Annotated in this window: 17 protein-coding genes and 1 tRNA gene; 12 read left to right on the top strand and 6 right to left on the bottom strand. The window is 61.8% G+C overall.

The window, feature by feature from the left end; genetic code table 11:
- Positions 1-258 precede the first annotated feature (258 nt).
- Genes ASF13_RS04515 through ASF13_RS04505 form a run of 3 tightly spaced genes read right to left on the bottom strand, consistent with a single transcriptional unit; the run spans position 259 to position 2823 of the window.
- Complete coding sequence (locus ASF13_RS04515; RefSeq protein WP_072166280.1) at positions 259-909, bottom strand: DUF4276 family protein; 651 nt, start codon at positions 907-909, stop codon at positions 259-261.
- Positions 906-2036: an AAA family ATPase gene (locus tag ASF13_RS04510; protein ID WP_056233030.1), complete on the bottom strand. Its 1131-nt coding sequence runs from the start codon at positions 2034-2036 to the stop codon at positions 906-908. The genes ASF13_RS04515 and ASF13_RS04510 overlap by 4 nt, the downstream gene beginning before the upstream one ends.
- A gap of 28 nt (positions 2037-2064) precedes the next feature.
- Complete coding sequence (locus ASF13_RS04505; protein WP_056233028.1) at positions 2065-2823, bottom strand: DeoR/GlpR family DNA-binding transcription regulator; 759 nt, start codon at positions 2821-2823, stop codon at positions 2065-2067.
- A gap of 244 nt (positions 2824-3067) precedes the next feature.
- Here ASF13_RS04505 and ASF13_RS04500 point away from each other — a divergent pair, with 244 nt between their 5' ends.
- The 3 genes from ASF13_RS04500 to ASF13_RS04490 all read left to right on the top strand — a co-directional run bounded on the left by ASF13_RS04500 (position 3068) and on the right by ASF13_RS04490 (position 5559).
- Positions 3068-4063 carry a Gfo/Idh/MocA family protein gene (locus ASF13_RS04500; protein WP_056233026.1) on the top strand — a complete coding sequence of 332 codons (996 nt, stop codon included), beginning with the start codon at positions 3068-3070 and terminating at the stop codon, positions 4061-4063.
- Positions 4060-5094 (top strand): Gfo/Idh/MocA family oxidoreductase, encoded by a 1035-nt coding sequence (locus ASF13_RS04495; protein WP_233209023.1) that lies wholly within the window; start codon positions 4060-4062, stop codon positions 5092-5094. Before ASF13_RS04500 ends, ASF13_RS04495 begins: the two co-directional genes overlap by 4 nt.
- Before the next feature lie 162 nt (positions 5095-5256).
- Positions 5257-5559: a helix-turn-helix domain-containing protein gene (locus ASF13_RS04490; RefSeq protein ID WP_056233022.1), complete on the top strand. Its 303-nt coding sequence runs from the start codon at positions 5257-5259 to the stop codon at positions 5557-5559.
- 34 nt (positions 5560-5593) lie between these two features.
- On the opposite strand, the gene ASF13_RS04485 is transcribed toward ASF13_RS04490, so the two are convergent.
- Positions 5594-5959 (bottom strand): hypothetical protein, encoded by a 366-nt coding sequence (locus ASF13_RS04485; RefSeq protein ID WP_255354406.1) that lies wholly within the window; start codon positions 5957-5959, stop codon positions 5594-5596.
- An 87-nt stretch (positions 5960-6046) separates the two neighbouring features.
- On the opposite strand from ASF13_RS04485, the gene ASF13_RS04480 reads away from it, so the two are divergent.
- From ASF13_RS04480 to ASF13_RS04465, 4 genes are all read left to right on the top strand, one after another.
- Positions 6047-7684 (top strand): ABC transporter substrate-binding protein, encoded by a 1638-nt coding sequence (locus tag ASF13_RS04480; RefSeq protein ID WP_082502285.1) that lies wholly within the window; start codon positions 6047-6049, stop codon positions 7682-7684.
- 139 nt (positions 7685-7823) lie between these two features.
- Positions 7824-8840 carry an ABC transporter permease gene (locus tag ASF13_RS04475; RefSeq protein WP_056233018.1) on the top strand — a complete coding sequence of 339 codons (1017 nt, stop codon included), beginning with the start codon at positions 7824-7826 and terminating at the stop codon, positions 8838-8840.
- On the top strand, positions 8837-9679 hold the full coding sequence (locus tag ASF13_RS04470) for an ABC transporter permease (protein ID WP_056233016.1): 843 nt from the start codon (positions 8837-8839) through the stop codon (positions 9677-9679). The genes ASF13_RS04475 and ASF13_RS04470 overlap by 4 nt, the downstream gene beginning before the upstream one ends.
- Positions 9676-11316 carry an ABC transporter ATP-binding protein gene (locus ASF13_RS04465; RefSeq protein WP_056233014.1) on the top strand — a complete coding sequence of 547 codons (1641 nt, stop codon included), beginning with the start codon at positions 9676-9678 and terminating at the stop codon, positions 11314-11316. Before ASF13_RS04470 ends, ASF13_RS04465 begins: the two co-directional genes overlap by 4 nt.
- 244 nt (positions 11317-11560) lie before the next feature.
- On the opposite strand, the gene ASF13_RS04460 is transcribed toward ASF13_RS04465, so the two are convergent.
- Positions 11561-11636, bottom strand: a tRNA-Asn gene (locus ASF13_RS04460).
- A 305-nt stretch (positions 11637-11941) separates the two neighbouring features.
- On the opposite strand from ASF13_RS04460, the gene ASF13_RS04455 reads away from it, so the two are divergent.
- The 5 genes from ASF13_RS04455 (at position 11942) to ASF13_RS04435 (ending at position 18477) form a co-directional block, all read left to right on the top strand.
- Positions 11942-13063, top strand: coding sequence for a Gfo/Idh/MocA family protein (locus tag ASF13_RS04455; protein WP_056233012.1), 1122 nt, complete (start codon positions 11942-11944; stop codon positions 13061-13063).
- 1590 nt (positions 13064-14653) lie between these two features.
- A complete protein-coding gene (gene fepB / locus ASF13_RS04450) occupies positions 14654-15604 on the top strand; it encodes a Fe2+-enterobactin ABC transporter substrate-binding protein (RefSeq protein ID WP_056233466.1) in 951 nt (316 codons plus the stop codon).
- The gene (gene fepD, locus ASF13_RS04445; protein WP_056233010.1) at positions 15601-16644 is read left to right on the top strand and encodes a Fe(3+)-siderophore ABC transporter permease; all 1044 of its coding nucleotides are present in this window, start codon (positions 15601-15603) and stop codon (positions 16642-16644) included. The genes fepB and fepD overlap by 4 nt, the downstream gene beginning before the upstream one ends.
- Entirely contained in the window at positions 16637-17671 is a 1035-nt protein-coding gene (gene fepG / locus ASF13_RS04440; RefSeq protein WP_056233008.1) for an iron-enterobactin ABC transporter permease, read from the top strand. The genes fepD and fepG overlap by 8 nt, the downstream gene beginning before the upstream one ends.
- Entirely contained in the window at positions 17671-18477 is an 807-nt protein-coding gene (locus tag ASF13_RS04435; RefSeq protein ID WP_101506609.1) for an ABC transporter ATP-binding protein, read from the top strand. Before fepG ends, ASF13_RS04435 begins: the two co-directional genes overlap by 1 nt.
- A gap of 161 nt (positions 18478-18638) precedes the next feature.
- Here the strand turns inward: ASF13_RS04435 and fes are convergent, their stop codons facing one another.
- Positions 18639-19988, bottom strand: coding sequence for an enterochelin esterase (gene fes / locus ASF13_RS04430; RefSeq protein ID WP_235514946.1), 1350 nt, complete (start codon positions 19986-19988; stop codon positions 18639-18641).
- Positions 19989-20174 lie beyond the last annotated feature (186 nt).

Below are 20174 nucleotides of genomic sequence, written 5' to 3'. Positions count from 1 at the left end.
CCACATGGAGAGGTGGTTAGCGGATGAGCCGGAAATCGAGTTGAAGTATCCGGTTTCCGCGCTGTTTACTGAGTGACTTGAACAAGGGTCAGAGAGCTTGCACCTTAGCCCTATAGCCCCGGATACCGCAGTGGGGGGATTGAAGGCGAGGCGCAGAGCCTGGCGGTGCATCTGTGGTATTGGTTGCACGCGTTGTTGATGCGCGATTTGACGCTCTGAATCAGGGTGCGACGAGCCAGCCGGTCAGTGACATTAGGTTTAAGGCTGGCTCATTGCTTTCCACTGCTCAAGACGTTCGATCCATCCATTAAAACCCGGGCAGCGTTGACGCAGAGTGTCAATTCCGATCTCTTCGGCAATGATTGGGCCGTGTATCGTTTTACTATAAGTACCCGCTGGAAATACGTTGAGAATACGCTTTGATGGTGCGGTAGAAGGGTGGTTATTAATCGCTTCAGGTGTCAAAAACTGCTGGCTGATAGTCAGCAATTGCTCTTTTACCCGAACATTCCATCCATCAAGAACATATTCAAATTTATCAACATCAGAAAAAAGGAGCGCCTCAAACTCATACATTTGCAGGTAAGGCATAATTCGATGTGCCTGTAATCCCTGTTGAACCAGCCCCTGGAGGATCTCATTTTCTAATACGCTGGCAGAGCGACCGTTGGCATCCTGAAAACCATAAAAATCAACGAAAGTGGTTAGCCTGTCGGCTTCATAATATTGATGACGCATGAAATTGACCAGACGCTCAACTGTCACCCGTCCTCCGCGGTGTCGACCTGAAGGAGCCTGGATGATGCTGGGGAAAAGGTAAAAATGTTCGTTGTTCAGGTGCGGTGCAACGGCGGTGCGAATAAATTCAACTTCCGTCGGACCTTCACAAACTACGCAAACACGCATCATAAAGGTACTCCTACCGGAGATTTAAGCCAGATTTCCGACAGCAGGTACTCATCGTCAAGCCACTGTTGATACTTTTCAGCCGGCAGATTGCGCAGTTCTGTTGCACCATCGACTGCGTTAGCGACGATAATATTTTCCAGATCAAAACAATCGACCATATAGGGAGATTGTGTAGCGATAAACAGCTGACGAGTTTGCGCTATCCGCCGCATCATTTCACAGACCAACGTGATGGCATGGGGATGCAAGCCAAGCTCAGGTTCATCAAAAAACATAATATCGGGCAGGCGTTCTTCCGGCATGTTAAGCAGGGTAATCAGGCAGAAAAGGCGCAAAGTGCCATCTGAAGTCAGATGTGAACCGAAAATCTTGTCGCTAAATTTGCTTTTCCAGCGAAGTAACACTTTTCCTGATGAAGGTTCCAATGCAAAGTCATCCATCGCGGGAAAAACACGCTGAATTTGACGCACAATAAATTTGTAAAGAGGCCGACTGGTTTGCTGCAAATCCAGCAGAACGGCAGCCAGATTACCGCCATCAGCTCTCAACTGAAATGAGTCTGAGATATCCCAACGCATATGGATGGCGGCATTACTTGACGTGTCATGAAACTGATACGTTGCACACTGTTTCAGCAAACGATGAATAGTCTTTGCCGTTGGATTTTTTTGCTCGGGCAACGCGGACTCTTTAGCCGGTGCCCTCAGACGCGTCCAGTTTGCCTCGGTATGCTTACTGGTATCTGAGTACCTGTATGCTTCCTCAGTAAGCATACAAGTGTCACCGGCGGAGAGATGCGCCATTTTAAACGCGTAATCGTTGTACCCGCGTTCAGTGTGAATACGTATTTCAGCGGTAATTTCTGGGGTAGTGCGGGAGCCCATAAAAAACTGGTCATCTCCGCCGCCATTACGCAGTACAAATTCCTGAAGTTTTTGTGAGCGAAACATCCAGCCCAGCATCTCAAAAAAGCGGATAAAACCGGACTTACCGACGCCGTTGGCACCAATTAAAACGGTGAGCTGTGGCAAAGATAATCGGTCAATGTTTTTTAAACTGCGAAAACCGTTGATTGAAACTTCAGCAATCCTGCCTTTAAGTCGGCTGTTTTCAAAATTTTTGTTCATCGTTGTGCTCCTCGCTGCTGAGGCAATGTTACCGGTTTCTATCCACCACCAGCAACTCAATCTCAAACCGCTCAATCAGCGCCAGAATAGTCTGCGGCGGCGTGCGGTCGGTGACGATCTGGTCGATATCCGCCCAGCCGCACGACTGGTGCATCAGCTGCGTATTGAATTTCTCAAACGCGGTGATGCACACCACCTTGCGCGCCTGCTGCGCCATCGCCAGTTTAAGCTGCGCGTCGGCTTCGGTTTCGGTGGTGATGCCGGCGGCCGACAGCGCGCTGACGCCGATAATCGCCCGATCGGCGTGATACTGGCGGATCTGCGCCACGGTGGTGCTGCCGAGGATGGCGTGCGAGTGGGCGTCCAGGCTGCCGCCGAGCACGGTAATGGCGATATGTGGCTTGCCGATCGCCTCGTTCAGCACCTCCGGCGAGTTGGTGATTACCGTCGCGGGCAGGATCAGCTGGCGGGCGAGGGCGACCGAGGTGGTACCGGCGTCAATAAAAAGGATCTCGTTGCTGGCGATGGCCTGTACCGCCCCCTGCGCCAGGCGCTGCTTCGTCTCGTCAAACTGCGGGCGGTTAACAAAGGGCACGCCCACCCGCGTTTCGGCCAGAATCGCCCCACCGCGTATGCGCATAATCTGCGGGTTGTGGCTCAGCCTGACCAGATCGCGCCGCGCGGAATCGGTCGAGATACCGTACTGCTGGCAGATCTCCTCCAGCGTCACCTTGCCCTGGCGCTTTATCCGTTGTTCCAGCTCAATCAGCCGCTCATCCTGGGTCATATCACGTCCGTCAGTTACGCTAAGGGGCAGGTGCGTTACGCCAACCGCTGACGCACCCGTTGCCATAAAATGGCATATCGCTTAAGTGATTGTAAGTGATTTTGCTTTATTATGCGCGTTTTTATGCTATTAATAAGCGATTGCGATCTCAGGGCGCGGGATTGTGGCCGCCGGAGGGCTGGCCGCAGAGGCTGATAGCGGCCCGCTGCCCTGAGGCAGAATCAGAACATTAACGAGGGGTATCATGAAATTAGCCATTCTTGGAACGGGTAAGATGGTGCAGGACCTGCTGACCACCCTGCATAAGGTAGAGATTGAATCCCTGTCGCTGCTGGCCACCGTTCGCAGCCGCGCGCACGCGGAGCAGCTGGCGGCGACGTACGGCATCGGCGCGGTGTTTTACGACTACGCAGAGCTGCTGGCAAGCGACGTGGATACGGTCTATATCGCCCTGCCAAACCACCTGCACTTTACCTTCGCCCGCCAGGCGCTGCAGGCCGGTAAACACCTGATCATCGAAAAACCGATTACCAGCAACGCCACCGAGCTGGCGGCGCTGAGCGCGCTGGCGGCAGAAAAGCAGCTGATGGTGCTGGAAGCGATGAACGTGCATGCGCTGCCCAGCTACCGCGCGCTGCGTGAGTCGCTGCCGGCGCTGGGCGAGCTGCGGCTGGTCAGCCTCAACTACAGCCAGTACTCCTCGCGCTACGCGGCGTTCCAGGCCGGCGAGGTACACGCGGCCTTTGACCCGCAGAAGTCGGGCGGCGCGCTGATGGATATCAATATCTACAACGTCCACTTCGCCATCGGCCTGTTTGGCAAGCCGCAGGCGGTCAGCTATCAGGCCAATATTCAGCGCGGTATCGATACCAGCGGCGTGATGATCCTCGACTACGGCAGCTTTAAGTGCGTGTGCATCGGGGCCAAAGACTGCCAGGCCCCGACCGTGTCGGTGCTGCAGGGCGAAAAGGCCAGCATCAGCCTGACGCTTCCGGTCAGCCAGGCGGTCAGCTTTGATCTGATCCGTCACGATGGCAGCAGCGAACACCACGACTTTACCGACGGGGAACACCGCCTGCTGTATGAGTTCCGGGAGTTTGCCCGCATCATCGACGGCCGCGATTTTGCTAGCGCAGAAAAAATGCTCACCGTCAGCCGCCAGGTGGCCGAGGTGATGGAAGAGGGCCGCCGGCAGCAGGGGATCGTCTTCCCGGCCGACGAAGCGGGAGCGGTATCATGAGCATGACAGAGAAACTGACCATTGGCTTTATCGGCAACGGCAAAAGCACCAACCGCTATCATCTGCCGTTTGTGCTGACGCGGGCCGATAAGATCGCCGTGAAAACCATTTACGCCCGCCGGTTAACCGCCGGTGAGTGGCCGCGCCAGGCCGGGGTTGATTACACCGACGACCTGCAACTGCTGCTGGGCGACCCGGCGGTCCAGCTGGTGGTGATCACTACCCCTTCCGCCAGCCACTTTTCGCTGGCAGAACAGGTGCTGCTGGCCGGCAAACACTGCGTGGTGGAGAAACCTTTTACCGCCACGCTGGCCGAAGCCGAACGGCTGTTTGCGCTGGCGGCAGAGCGCGGGCTGATGATCCAGTGCTATCAGAACCGCCGCTTCGACAGCGACTACCTGACCACCCGCAGGGTGATCGACTCCGGCGTGCTCGGCGAACTGCTGGAGCTGGAGATGCACTACGACTACTTCCGCCCGGAGGTGCCGCAGTCGGTCACGCACTTCAGCCAGATCGACTCTTACCTGTATGGCCACGGCTGCCACACCCTCGATCAGGTGATCGCCTGGTTTGGCGAGCCGGACCGCGTGCACTACGACGTGCGCCAGCTGCTGGGGCCGGGGCGAATGAACGACTATTTTGATGTCGATCTCTATTACCGCAGCCTGAAGGTGTCGGTGAAATCCAGCTATTTCCGGGTTAAAGAGCGCCCGAGCTTTGTGGTTTACGGCAGCAAAGGCACGTTTGTTAAGCACAAAAAAGATCGTCAGGAGGAGCACCTGAAGCTGTTTTATCTGCCGCATCAGCCCGGGTTTGGCCTTGATACGCCGGAAGAGTACGGCGTGCTGAGCTGGGTGGACGAGCAGGGCGTATTCCACGAACAGAAGGTGGTCTCTGAGCGCGGCGACTACGCGCGCTATTACGACGCCCTGTACGACACGCTGATCCACGGGCAGCCAAAGCTGGTCAGCGACCAGCAGACGCTGTTGCAGATCCGCCTGCTGGAAGAGGGAATTCAGGGGCTGAGCTAACTTCCGCCAGCCTGGACCGGTACTTCTGTCATTGAGCATAAGATGCTAAAGGCTCAGGGAAGGCGATTATAGCTTTGTAGCTATATTTGTTTGGAGCTATATTTGTGAGGGCATCTGGTGGTGAGGAAAAACTCGCCGTTAACAATCACAAGGAGTAGCAAGATGGGCAGAACGCTGGAACAGCTGCTGGCAGATGAAAAGCCAGAAGTGGTGGAGCAGGCAGAAGGGATCGCCGCAGAGATGCTGCTGAATATTCACCTGGCAGAGCTGCGCGAAAAAGTACAAAAAACTCAGGTGGAGATGGCCGCCGCGCTGGGTATTAAACAGCCGACCGTCGCGGGTATGGAAAAGCCAGGGCGCGATCTCAAACTCTCTACCCTGAAACGCTATATCGAAGCGGCGGGCGGCAAACTTCGGCTTGACGTTGAACTGCCGGACGGTTCGCACTTCGCTTTTGCCCTGTAAGCAAAAGGCCCGGCCGGTTGGGCCGGGCTGACGATCAGAATGGCCCCCACTTGATCGCCACGCCACTGCTCAGCATCACGATGCAGATAACAAACCACACCGCCACGACCGGGCCGACAAAGCGCAGCCACTTGCCGAACGGAATACCGGCGGTGGCCAGCACCGCCATCAGCACCCCGGAGGTGGGGCTGATGCAGTTCACAATGCCTTCACCCAGCAGCACCGTCTGCACCATCACCTGACGTGTCAGGCCAGGGTTGTCACCGAGCGGTGAGAAGATCGGGATCAGCAGCGCAGATTCACCGGAACCGGACGAGATGCCGAAGTGCATCAGCGCAGCGCTGATAAACATGCCAATCGCCGCCGCCGATCGCCTGAGGGTATATCCGCACCGTGGCACAGGATAGGAAGTATTGATATTTAGCGCTCGCCGCCTTTTATGGAACTATCCAGAAAAACTCTGGTTAAAAAATAAAAGGATAGGGACGTGCAACAAGGCCATCGTTACGCTTCACTGTTTCACTCGTTCCGGCTGCGCCGCCTCGCGCTGCCGCTGCTGTTTGCCGGGGCGCTCAGCGCCTGCGACCAGCCGGATGCGGCCAGCACGGCGGATGCAAAACCGCTGACGCCGGTTTCCGGCGGCAAAATGACCCTCGCCATTGATACCGACCCTAACTGCCTCGATCCGCAGCAGGCCGGCAACAACAACTCGCTCAACGTCGGCCGGCAGATCACTGACTCGCTGACCGATCAGGACCCGCAGAGCGGCAAAATCGTTCCCTGGCTGGCCAGCGCCTGGAAGGTCAGCGACGATAACCGCCGCTTCACCTTTACCCTGCGCGACGGCGTGACCTTCAGCGACGGCACGCCGTTTACCTCCGCCTCGGTGAAGGAGAACCTGCAGGCCATCGTGGCGTTAGGTGCCCGCGCTTCGCTCGGCTCCACCTATCTGAAGGGGCTGACCGGCGTGGAAACCCCGGACGCGCAGCACGTCACCGTAGTGTTTGCCCAGCCCAACGCCCAGTTCCTGCAGGCGACCTCGACCATGAGCCTCGGCTTTTTCGCCAGTAAAACGGTGCAGGCGTCGGCGGAAGCGCGCTGCCAGGGCGAACTGATCGGCACCGGGCCTTTTGTCGTCTCCGCCTTTGTGCACAACCAGAAGGTGGACCTCACCCGTCGCAGCGGCTATCAGTGGCCGTCGTCGCTGGCGCAGCACCAGGGTGAAAGCTACCTGGAAGCGATCGAGTACCGGGTGATCCCGGAGTCCGGCGTACGCTTCGGCAGCCTGGTCTCGGGCCAGCTGGATCTCAACGCCGGCGTCACGCCGCAGGATGAGCCGCTGATCCTGGCGAAAGATCTGCCGATTATCGCCCGCGCCAACCCCGGGGTGGTCTACAGCCTGTTCCCTAACCAGTCAAAGGCGCTGATGGCGGATAAAAACGTGCGTCAGGCGCTTAACCTGGCCATCGACCGCGCCGCGCTGCAGCCGATCCTGTCGCGCTACCAGTCACCGGCCAGCTCGGTGCTGGCGAAAACCACTCCGCTGTACGAGGACCTCAGCGGCCAGCTGAAGGCGGATCTGCCTGCGGCGAAGGCGCTGCTGGAGCAGGGCGGCTGGCAGGCCGGCGCTGACGGCATTCGGGTTAAGGACGGCCAGCGGCTGAGCTTTAGCGTCAGCTACTGGCAGTCGGCTCCCTTTATTGAACTGGTGCAGCAGCAGCTGAAGCTGGCCGGCATTGAGATGCAGCTGGAGAAGACGCCGATTGCCCAGGTGGTGGCCCGCCAGGCCAGCGGCAGCCTGGTCGCCGAGTTTTACAACCTGACGCGTTCCGATCCGGACGTGCTGCGCACGGTGTTTGACGCCAGCCCGGGCGGGCGCAACGTCAATAAACGTGCCGCGAACGCCATCGATACCGCGCTGTACCAGTCCAGCCAGACGCTGGATACCCAGCAGCGCCAGGCGCTGATTAGTGAAGCCGCGCGCGGGCTGATCGCCGACGGTGACGCTATTCCGCTGGTCGAACTGTCGACGGTGGTCGCCACCGGCAGCAACGTGCACGGCTTCCGTTTTGACGCGTCGTCACGCTTCCAGCTGTACGACGCCTGGCTGGCACCGAAATCCTGAACCGGGGCGGTAACGCGGAAACGGGGAAGGGTGGGAGATAACCGATAAGTGCCAGAGAACGGTGAAAACCGAGGGTAAGCACCGATAAGTGCCAGAGACTGGTGAGAACCGAGCGGTGACAATCGAGGAGTATTAACCGATGAGTGAGAACAGTGCACAGACGGCACCGCCGGATCCTTCTGTGGTCAGCCGTGCGCCGCGCCCGCAGCTCCACTGGCTGCTAAAGCGGGTGCTGATGAGCCTGGCGGTGCTGTGGGCGGCGTATACGCTGACCTTCTTTATCCTCTATATCCTGCCGTCCGATCCGGTCACCATCATGCTGAACCAGGGCGAGCAGAGCACGGTGGATATTGCCCAGCTGAACGCGCTGAAGGCGCAGTACCACCTCGACCAGCCGTTTTATCTGCAGTATGCCTGGTCGCTGTGGGACCTGCTGCACGGCGATCTGGGCAGCTCGATCGTCATCGGTAAGCCGGTCACCGCGCTGCTGTTACAGGCGCTGCCGCCGACCCTGCTGCTGGCGCTGTGTGCGCTGGTGCTGGCGCTGCCGCTTGGCGGCGGGCTGGCGGCGGGGATCAGCGTACTGCCGGCCGGTCGGCTGAAGGCGGCGCTGCTGGCGCTGCCGTCGCTGGGGGCGGCGTTGCCGACCTTCTGGCTCGGGCTGCTGCTGCTGCAGGCCTTCTCCTTCAGCAACGCGTGGTTTCCGGCGATGGGCAACCAGGGCTGGCGGTCGCTGGTGTTACCCGCGATAACGCTGGCGCTGCCGACGGCGGCAACGCTGGCACAGGTATTAAATCGTTCGCTGAGTGAAGTGTGGCGCAGGCCGTTTATCGACGCGCTGCGGCTGAAGGGGGCGGGCACGGCGCACCTTCTGTGGCGGCACGTGCTGCCCAACGCGGCGATCCCGCTGCTGACGCTGACCGGGATGATCTTCGGCCACCTGCTGGCCGGCGCGGTGATCACCGAAACTATCTTCTCGCGCGAAGGCGTCGGGCGGCTGGCGCAGGGCGCGGTCTCCACCCAGGATATTCCGCTGGTGCAGGGGGTGGTGCTGACCGCCGCGGCGATCTTTGTGCTGGTCAACTTTATCGTCGATCTGCTCTATCCGCTGCTTGACCCGCGGATTAGCCACGCTTCGGCCGGAGGGGCACGATGAGCCTGATCTTACCCGGCGAACGCCGACTGAGCCGTCGGCGGCGGCTGGCCGTCACGCTGTGGCTGAGCCTGCTGGTGCTGGTGCTGGTGGCGCTGTGGGGCATCGCCCCCGGCCTCTTCGCCGGGCAGGACCCGCTGGTCGGGGTGCCGCAGCAGGCGCTGCAGCCGCCCTCCGCCGCCCACTGGTTTGGCACCGACCATTTAGGCCGCGACATTTACAGCCGCACGGTGTCTGGTACCGCGCTGACCCTGCAGGCGACGCTGTTTTCGGTGGCGATTGCGCTGCTGGCCGGGGCCGGTATCGGGGTGACCGCCGGTTACGCTGGCGGCCGCACCGATCGCCTGTTTATGCGGGCGATTGACGTGCTGATGGCCATTCCCAGCCTGCTGCTGGCGATGGCCATCGTCACCGTGCTCGGCTTTGGCACGCTGAATATCGCCGTAGCCGTCGGGCTGTCGTCGGTGGCGACCTTTGCCCGCCTGGCGCGCGGCGAAGTGCTGCGCAGCAAGGTGAACCTGTTTGTCGAGGCGGCGCGGGCCGGCGGCGTCAGCCATCTGACCATAATCCGCCGCCACATTATCCCGCACGCGCTGGCACCGGTGCTGTCGCTGGCCGCGCTGGAGCTGGGCTTCGCCCTGTTGTCGGTGTCGTCGCTGAGCTTCCTTGGCTTTGGCGCACCGCCGCCGCAGCCGGAGTGGGGGCTGCTGGTCGCCGAAGGGCGCAACTACATTGCCGCCGCCTGGTGGTACACCACGCTGCCGGGGCTGATGATCGTGCTGGCGGTACTGGCCACCAACCGGGTGGCGGGCTTTATTCAGGACCAGGCGGAGGAACGATGAGCCAGACCCTGCAACAGATTAATCAGCCAGCACTGCTGAAGGTTGAACAGCTGAGCATTGACTATGCGCTGGCGGACGGCCAGACGCTGCGCGCCGTCGACGGCCTGGATCTGCAGATCGCCGCTGGCGAGGTGCTGGCGATCGTCGGCGGCTCCGGCTCGGGAAAATCCACCACCGCCTCGGCTCTGGTGGGCCTGTTGGGCAGAAGCGCCCGTCGGGTGAGCGGCGCAATAACCCTCGGCGGCCAGCCGCTGGAAAACGCCAGCCAGCGGCAGTGGCAGCGGCTGCGCGGGCTGGAGATTGGCTTTGTGCCGCAGGATCCGGCGCAGGCGCTGAACCCGATTCAGACCATCGGCACGCAGATGCGCGAGGCGCTGACCCTGCACGGCGTGCCGAAAAATCAGGCGGCGCTGCGGGTGGAAAGCCTGCTGGCCGAGGTCGGGCTGAGCGACGCGCAGCGGGTGCTGCACAGCTATCCGCACCAGCTCTCCGGCGGCATGCGCCAGCGCGTGCTGCTGGCGATGGCGATGAGCCACCACCCTAAGCTGATAATCGCCGATGAGCCGACCAGCGCGCTGGACGTCAGCGTGCAGAAGCAGGTGCTGGATGCACTGGATGAGATGGTGCGCGGCAGGGGCATTGCCCTGCTGCTGATCACCCACGACCTGCAGGTGGCGCTGGAGCGTGCCGACCGGGTGCTGGTGATGCAGCAGGGTAAGGTGGTGGAGAGCGGCCCGGCCGCCGCGCTGTTTACCCAGCCGCGCCACCCTTACACCCGCCAGCTGCTGCAGGCCTCGCCGGCCTTCTTCGCGGTGCCGCCGCGCCGGGCGGTTAAGACGCAACAGGTGCTGCTGCGCGCCGAAGGGCTGGTGAAAAGGTTCCCGGCACAGGGCGGTCGCGGGTTGTTTACCGCCGTCGACGGCGTCTCCTTTCCGCTGCTGCGCGGCACCACCACCAGCCTGGTGGGCGAATCTGGTTCGGGCAAGTCGACCACCGTGCGCCTGCTGCTCGGGCTGGAAACCGCGGATGCCGGGCGGATAGAATTCGACGGTCAGGACGTCAGCCACCCCTCGCGCGCCGAGCGCCACGCGTTTCGCCGTCGGGTGCAGGTGGTTTATCAGAACCCCTATGCGTCGCTGAACCCAAAACTGACTCTGGAAGAGATTATCACCGAGCCGCTGGAGGCGTTTCGGATCGGCGACCGCCGCAGCCGCCGCGCGCGCGCCGCAGAGCTGATGGACAGCGTAGAGCTGCCGCAGCGCCTGCTGGCATCCCGGCCGGGGGCGCTATCCGGCGGCCAGCGGCAGCGGGTGGCGATCGCCCGTGCGCTGGCCATTGCGCCGGAGCTGGTGGTGCTGGATGAACCGGTATCGGCGCTGGACGCCGCGGTGCAGTCGCAGATCCTGACCCTGCTGGACCGCCTGCAGCGCGAGCTGGGGCTGAGCTATCTGCTGATCTCCCACGACCTGGCGGTGATCCGGCAAATCTCCGACTACGTGGTAGTGATGCAGCGCGGGCGGGTGGTCGAACAGGGCAGCGCGGAGACGTTATTTACCGACCCGCAGGCGGCGTACACGCGGCAGCTGTTAAGCCATGTGCCGGGCGGAGGAGAGAGACGGCTGAGCGACGTTAGCTGAGCAGGCGATCTCCAGTCTGCCTGAGCCGCTCCATCACGGCGACCACATCATCTCCCCGCCGCCCCCGATCGACCTGGATCGTGGTCACCGAATATGCTTTGGGTGCTACGTCACAACCATTGGGAATAGCAGAATAGACATGAGCTGAATCTCTGCCTGTGGAGCTGCAAACCAGGCTGCCGGGTATCGGGCACCGAACCGCTTAGCGGGAGTTAGCAGGTGATGCCGATAAAGCAAAAAAATTTGGCTCCTCTGACTGGACTCGAACCAGTGACATACGGATTAACAGTCCGCCGTTCTACCGACTGAACTACAGAGGAATCGTGTGAACGGGGCGGATATTATCGGGGTGTGGGGGGGATGTCAAAGCCTGTTCTGAGAATTTAGTTCAACTGCTGAATTAATCATCATTTTGTCGTGGTTTTGTGCTTTTCAGACTTTTTATCTGCGTTTTGCGCCTTGTCTGGCAGCCTGTAGCACGCGTTGCAGTGCTGTTGCAGGTTTTTTCGCAAGCGCGATCACGATTACTCTCTTTTCAGTTTGAGTTGGCGATAAACGGAATATACATTCCATCCCAGTTGCACGTTTATTTCATTTTTGTAACCCCTACGCTTAAGGACCCACCATGCAAAAAGTCAGAATCGGATTGATCGGCACCGGCTATATCGGACGTTGCCACGCCATTGCTTACGCTCAGGCACCGACGGTGTTTAACCTGAAAGGCGAGCTGGTGCGCGAGATGGTGGCGGAAGTTACCCCGGAGCTGGCGCGGGAAAAGGCGGAGGCCTTTGGCTTTAACCGTTCCACCGGCGACTGGCGTGAGCTGGTGGCCGATCCAGACATCGACGTGGTCGACATTTGCGCGCCAAATTTCCTGCATAAAGAGATGGCGCTGGAAGCGATTCGTCACGGCAAGCACGTCTATTCTGAAAAGCCGCTGGCGCTGGACGTGGCGGACGCCGAAGAGATGGTGCGTGCTGCACAGCAGGCCGGAGTGAAAACGCTGGTCGGCTTTAACTATATGAAGAACCCGACCAGCCAGCTGGCGAAAGAGATCATTGCCCGCGGTGAGATCGGTGAGGTGGTGCACTTCTATGGCACCCACAATGAAGATTATCTGGCCAATCCGTCCACGCCGCTGGACTGGCACTGCCAGAAGGCGCTGGCCGGTCTCGGCGCGCTGGGCGATCTGGCGGCGCATATCGTCAATATGGCGCACTATCTGGTGGGCAATATCGACCAGGTGAGTGGCGATATGATGACGGTGATCAAACAGCGCCCGGATCCGAAGAACCCGGCGGTGCTGCGCGACGTGGAGAACGAAGATCAGGCCAGTGCGCTGCTGCGTTTTAACAACGGCGCGCACGGCGTGATTGAAACCTCACGTATCGCCTGCGGCAGCAAGATGGGGCTGACCTACGTGGTCACCGGCACCAAAGGTACGCTTCGTTATACTCAGGAGCGTATGGCGGAGCTGGAGCTGTATATCCACGATGAGCCCGCCGGCCGTCAGGGCTTTAAAACTATTCTTACCGGCCCGGCGCACCCGGATTATGCCAATTTCTGCATCTCTGCCGGGCACGGTATCGGCTTTAACGATCAGAAGACCGTGGAAGTTCGCGATCTGATTAACGGTATCGCGGCCGGTGACCGCATGTGGCCCGACTTCGCCGAAGGGCTGCAGGTGTCGAAGGTGCTGGAAGCGATCGCCGTATCGGCGGCTGAAGGGCGCTGGATTAACGTCTAATCAGAGCGAAACAGGGTTGCTGGTCGCTTCAGATTTTGGGGCCCGGCTAATCGGGGCGTGGCTTTTGGGCCGGGTCGCTTCGGGTTCAGGTGCCTGGCCTGTCGGGGTGTGGCTTTAGGGCCGGGTCGCTTCGGGTTCAGGTGCCTGGCCTGTAGGGGTGTGGCTTTTGGGCCGGGTCGCTTCGGGTTCAGGTGCCTGGCCTGTAGGGGTGTGGCTTTTGGGCCGGGTCGCTTCAGGTTTTGGTGCCCGGCTAATCGGGGTTTATCCGGAACGCGGACACGCCAGTAACGTCCCTGGGCTCTGCCGGGCACGTCCRTGTGCCCGAAGGTCCGCTTATCCGGATAAACCCCGATTGCCTGCTATTTTCTGCGTCGCTGTTTTAAAACCAGACAAAAAAATCAAATAAACCAAATCAAACTAAATCAGACTAAATCAGACAGCTTCCACTACTTAATCTTCGGTATCCTGCCCAACCCCAACCCCAACCCCAAGCCCAACCCGACACCAAAAGCTACGCCTTTAAGGCAGCAACACAATAGCTCACAGGGAGGACGCGGGCGAAAAGGTTAGCCGGGCGTGCGGCGCAGGGAGCGCCGCCCGAGCTTACAGGGACGTACTTGCAGCGTCCCGGCGTTCTTTTCGCCCAAACAGCAACGCAACAGCCAACAGGGAGGACGCGGGCGAAAAGGTTAGCCGGGCGTGCGGCGCAGGGAGCGCCGCCCGAGCTTACAGGGACGTACTTGCAGCGTCCCGGCGTTCTTTTCGCCTGCGGCCGAACCCACCACCAGAACAGGAAGCTACGCCTTTAATACAGCAACGCAACAGCCGAATCCACCACCAGAGCAGGAAGCTGCGCCTTTAAGACAGTAACGCAACAGCCGAACTCACCACCAGAGCAGGAAGCTACGCCCTTAAGACAGCAACACAACAGCCAACAGGGAGGACGCGGGCGAAAAGGTTAGCCGGGCGTGCGGCGCAGGGAGCGCCGCCCGAGCTTACAGGGACGTACTTGCAGCGTCCCGGCGTTCTTTTCGCCCGCGGTCGAACTCGCAGCGTCCCGGCGTTCTTAGGTTAGCCGGGCGTGCGGCGCAGGGAGCGCCGCCCGAGCTTACAGGGACGTACTTGCAGCGTCCCGGCGTTCTTTTCGCCTGCGGCCGAACCCACCACCAGAACAGGAAGCTACGCCTTTAATACAGCAACGCATCAGCCGAACCCACCACGAGAGCAGGAAGCTACGCCCTTAAGACAGCAACGCAACAGCCAACAGGGAGGACGCGGGCGAAAAGGGTAGTCGGGGAATGGAAATGGGAAAGGACAACTGCGTGGCTGCAGTGCAAAGCGTTTGATTTCACTGCGTCTGCAGGTATGATAATAAGACTCATTTTCAGTCAGTTGATCGCCATGAACCTCTCCTCTTCCGCTCTGCGCGGCGCGATGACCTTCACCTCGCTACTGCTCGTTCTTGCCGTTAGCGGCTGCGATAATCCGCAATCGGATCCAAACACCACCGCGCCAGCTGCGCAAGCGCACTCTGATTCAACGACGGCGTCAGCCACGAATGATCATCACGTGGAACCGCCGCAGCCCGCGATGCAGAACGGCAACGACCAGGCTCAGGCTGCACCTCAGCAAAACAACGCTCAGCCGTCAGCCAGCGGCTGGCCGCGTACCCTGCAAACGCCGCAGGGGCCATTAACCCTGCAGCAGCAACCCCAGCGCATCGTCTCAACCAGCGTGACGCTGACCGGCACGCTGCTGGCAATTAACGCGCCGCTGGTGGGATCGGGGGCGACCGCGCGTAGGACGTCGGTGGCCGACGATCGCGGCTTTTTCACCCAGTGGAGCCAGGTGGCATCCGAACGCGGCCTGCAGCCGCTCTATGTCAGTGAACCGAATGCGGAGGCCATCGCCGCTGCGGCACCGGATCTGATCGTCATTGCGGCGACCGGCGGCGATTCGGCGGTGAAACTGCAGGAGCAGCTGGCGGCGATAGCGCCGGTGCTGGTGGTCGACTACGGCGATAAAAGCTGGCAACAGCTGGCGGCGGAGCTGGGTGCGGCCACCGGCCATGAGGCCGATGCAAAACGGGTCAGCGAGCGCTTTGCGCAGCGCGTGCAGCGGGTGAAACAGGCGATTACCCTGCCGCCGCAGCCGGTGTCGGCGCTGGTTTATTATGAGGACGGGCGCGGGGTCAACCTGTGGACCCCGGCCTCGGCGCAGGGCAAGCTGCTCACTGAACTGGGCTTCAGCCTGGCAATGCCGCCGGCGGAGGTGCATGGCGGCAGCAGCATGGGCAGGCGCAACGATATTATCCAGCTCTCGGGCGAAACGATGGCGGCGGGAATAACGGGTCAGTCAGTGCTGCTGTTTGCCACCGACGACGACACGGTGGCTAAGGTATTGAGCAACCCGTTCCTGGCAGCGCTGCCGCCGGTGATGGCGAAGCGGGTATGGGCGTTCGGGCCGGACACCTTCAGGCTGGATTACTACAGCGCCAGCAACCTGCTGGAGCGCATTGAACAGCGCTTTAAAACGCCGTGAGCCCTGCAATCCTGAGCGGATCTTCTGCGCCCGACCGCGCCTCGCGATCGCGGCTACCCGCGATCGCCCTGGCACTGCTGGTGCTGCTGCTGGTCAGCATCGCCAGCCTGTTTATCGGTGCGAAAAGCATCGCGCCGGCGGTGGTCTGGCACAGCCTGAGCGGCCAGCTGCACAGCGCGGACGCTACCCTTATTATTGAGGCCAGGCTGCCGCGTACCCTGGCCGGGCTGCTGGTCGGCCTGGCGCTGGGCGGGGCAGGGGCGGTGATCCAGGCGCTGACCCGCAACCCGCTGGCCGATCCCGGGATCCTCGGCGTTAACGCCGGGGCCAGCTTTGCCATGGTACTGGGCATCACGCTGTTTAACGTCAGCGGCATGGCTGGCTGGCTGGGGCTGGCGTGGACCGGCGCGCTGCTGGCCAGCGTGGCGGTATGGCTGATCGGCTCGCTCGGCGGCGGGCGGGTCAGTCCGGTGCGGCTGACGCTGGCCGGGGTGGCGCTGACCGCGGTGCTTAACGGTTTCACTTCGTCGGTCTCGCTGCTTAACCCGCAAACCTATGACCAGCTGCGCTTCTGGCAGGCCGGCACGCTGGATATTCGCTCGGTGGACAACCTGTTGCTGGTGGCGCCGGCGATTATCGTCGGCCTGCTGCTGGCGCTGGCCACGCCGCGATCGCTGAATGCGCTAAGCATGGGCGAAGAGCTGGCGGCGGCGCTGGGCACCCGGGTGATTGCGGTGCGCCTGCTGGCGCTGCTGGCGGTGACGCTGCTCTGTGGATCGGCCACCGCGCTGGTCGGCCCGATCGCCTTTATCGGGCTGATGGTGCCGCACATTGCCCGGCGCTGGGCCGGGCCGGATCAGCGCTGGATATTAGTCGGGTCGCTGCTGCTGGCGCCGATCCTGCTGTTGACGGCGGATATCGCCGGGCGGCTGATGGTCAGCGGCGAGCTGCGGGTTTCGGTGGTCACCGCGCTGTTTGGTGAACCGGTGCTGATCTGGCTGGTACGCCGTCAAAAATCGTCAGGAGCCGCCGATGTCTGATTCTGTTGTGTTGATCGGCCGGCGCGGCGGCCCGCTCAGCCTGCGGCTGTCGCGGCGGGTACTGTGGGTTAACTTCATTCTGCTGCTGCTGGCGCTGCTGACCGGGCTGTTTGCCCTGGCGCACGGTACGCTGACGGTGACGCCGGGCCAGCTGTGGCAGGCGCTGCAGGGCGAAGGGCCGCGCGGAGTGGTGACGGTGATTACCCAGTGGCGCGCGCCGCGGGTGGTGCTGGCGCTGGTGCTCGGTGCCGCACTGGGCGTCAGCGGCGCGATTTTCCAGTCGGCGATCCGCAACCCGCTCGGCAGCCCGGACGTGATCGGTTTTAATACCGGTGCTTACACCGGCGCGCTGGTGGCGATCGTGCTGTTTAACGGCGGCTTTTATCAGACCGCCTTCGGCGCGCTGCTGGGCGGCATTGCCGCCGCCGCGCTGGTCTGGCTGCTGGCCTGGCGGCAGGGCATCGCCGGATTTCGCCTGATTATCGTCGGCATCGGCGTTGGTGCGGTGCTGTCGGCGCTCAACACCTGGCTGATTATCAGCGCTTCGCTGGAGAAGGCGATGAGTGCCGCGCTGTGGGGCGCAGGCACGCTGAACGGCCTGACCTGGGCAAAAGGACAGCCGGCGCTGCTGGTGGTGCCGCTGACGCTGGTCGCGGTGCTGCTGGCGGGCCGCCGCCTGCAGCTGATGGAGATGGGGGACGACAGCGCCCGCGCGCTGGGCATCAACACCGGGCGCAGCCGCCTGCAGCTGATGTTTGGTGCGATCGTGCTCACCGCCGTTGCCACCGCCACCGCCGGGCCGATTGCCTTTATCGCGCTGGCCGCGCCGCAGATCGCCCGGCGGCTCACCGCCGCGCCCGGCGTGCCGCTGTTCTCGGCGGCCACCACCGGCGCGCTGCTGCTGCTGCTGGCCGACGCTCTCGCCCAGCAGGGATTTAACGGGATACAGCTGCCGGTCGGTGCCGTCACCGTCAGCATCGGCGGCCTGTATCTGATCGGATTACTAATCAGGGAGTCACGACGTTGATGGATACTATCTCAGCCCGCCTGCAGGCCACCGGCCTGACGCTGGCCTACGAACAGAAGGTGATCGCCCGCGACCTCAGCGTGCAGATCCCGGACCGCAAATTCACGGTGATTATCGGGCCGAACGCCTGCGGCAAGTCAACGCTGCTGCGCTCGCTGTGTCGCCTGCTCAGGCCGCGCAGCGGCCAGGTGCTGCTGGACGGTCAGGATATTCACCAGATGGAGACCAAAGCGCTGGCGCGTCAGCTTGGCCTGCTGCCGCAGCACGCTATCGTGCCGGAGGGGATTAGCGTCGCCGATCTGGTGGCGCGCGGGCGTTATCCGCATCAGAGCCTGCTGCGCCAGTGGAGCGAGGCCGATCACCAGGCGGTCGAGGCGGCAATGGCGGCCACTAACGTCAGCGATCTGGCGCAGCGCAGCGTCGACGAACTCTCCGGCGGCCAGCGGCAGCGGGTGTGGGTGGCGATGGTGCTGGCGCAGCAGACGCCGCTGCTGCTGCTGGATGAGCCCACCACCTGGCTGGACATCGCCCATCAGATTGAGTTGCTGGATCTGTTCCGCGAGCTGAACCAGCAGCACGGCCACACGCTGGTGGCGGTGCTGCACGATCTCAACCAGGCCTGCCGCTACGCCGACCATCTGATCGTAATGCGCGCTGGCACGATCGTGGCGGAAGGCAAACCGGCGGAGATTATCAGCGCCGCGCTGGTGCAGCAGGTGTTTGGCATGGCGAGCGTGATCGTTGACGATCCGGTGTCACACACGCCGATGATCGTCCCGTGCGGGCGCTATCACCGCCCCGGATAACTGGCCGCACCCCGCAGCCCGTGTGGGCAACGGGTGGGGCCAGGGGCATCGGTGACCGTCAGGCGCTATGCGCCAGGCAGCAGATCACGGGTGCAGGCGCAGGGTGACCGCTCAGGCAGACCCTGTCCGGCACCTGAGCATCAGGCCGCTACGGTAGCCGATCAGGCATCAGTGGCGTGCTCATCTGTGGCGATCGTCAGGTCGGCGAGCAGCCAGCGCATACCGTCGATCAGGCCGCCGCGCCAGCACAAACCATCATGGCCGCCGGCGTAGATGCGAAAATAAATCGCGTGACCGCCCGGCTGCAGCGCTTCATGCATCTGCTGGCTGAGCGCCGCCATATCGCCTTCGCGGTCGCCGGCCTCCATAAAGATCTTCAGCCGCGACGGCGGCAGCGCGCCGCTTTGCACCTGCGCGGTCAGCCAGCCGGTTTGCCCGTTCAGATCGCCGTTAAACTCTTTAATCAGCCGTACTTCCGGCCACCAGAATGAGCCGGACTGGCTGAGCACCCGACCAAAGCGCTGCGGCCAGTGCAGCCCGGCGTACAGCGCCGCCAGCCCGCCGTAGCTCTGCCCGGCCACCACCGTGTGGTCGGCCTGCCCGCTGAACGCCACCTTTTGCCTTACCAGCGGCAGCAGCTCCTGCTGCAGCGCCTGCCAGAACGCCGCGTTACAGGGCAGCTCCTGCTCGCGGTGGCGCATCGTGATCGCGTCAACAAACAGCCAGACCGCCGGCGGCAGCTGGCCGCTCTCCGTGGCGCAGTCCAGCGCGGCAAAGGCCGGCTGCCCCTCCACCCAGTTCTGCCCGTCAAGCAGGATTGCCAGCGGCCGCGTCTCCGGGGTCGGGGTGGTACCGGTGGTGTAGATCCAGATGCGGCGTCGGTTGCCCAGCAGTTTGCTCTCCCAGCTGAAGCTGTGCAGGCGCTGCGGGTCGGCCAGCGCCGGTTGACCGGCGTCCAGCTGATGCCAGGCCGACTGCTCCTGCGCGCGCGGCATATGGGCGGCAGAGAGCGGATGGCGCTGGCTGCTGTAGTGCGGTGCACGGGGGTTAAGCGGATCGGCGATGGCAAACGGGAACAGCGAAATCCACCATTCGCGCTGCTGATGCGCGCGCGCGGCGGCATCGCCGCTGAAGGCGGGCGGCAGCTGGGCGCTGCCCGCCGGGATCAGGCAATAGCTGCCGCGCCAGCGGGCGTCGACCGTGACTGACCAGTGCCAGACGTCGGTGCCCGGCAGGCGGTGCAGGCTCTGCGGCTGTGGGTGATGATGATCGGTGACGCAGTTAATGCTGATATAGACCTGACGCACCGGCGAACGCGTTTCATCGCCCGCCGGATCGCGCCAGAAAAAGCTTATCAGCAGCGCGTCGTCGTCCGCTGTTTCGATCAGCGGCGTACCGCAGTGCGCCAGTTCTCGCCACCAGGCCTCTTCCCCGACGTGGTCAGCGGCCAGCCAGCCGGCGGCACAGCCGCGCGGCTGCGCGTGAGGGAGCAGCGACTTCGCGTTTATCACGATTTTTTTCCTTAATTCACGGTGAGATGTCGACAGGTTATCTGCATCGGCATCGACAAATATAATAATGCTAATCTGAATAGTATTGAGAACTATTTACATTTGCAATAATATGCGTTCGCGCTGCTGATAATGGTGCTAACTCCTGTGGGTGTAAGGCTTTTTTCGCGCAGCAATAAAAGTAAC

Origin of the sequence: Erwinia sp. Leaf53 (genome assembly GCF_001422605.1) — a bacterium.
GTDB lineage: Bacteria > Pseudomonadota > Gammaproteobacteria > Enterobacterales > Enterobacteriaceae > Erwinia.
This window is presented reverse-complemented; position numbering and strand designations above follow the sequence as displayed.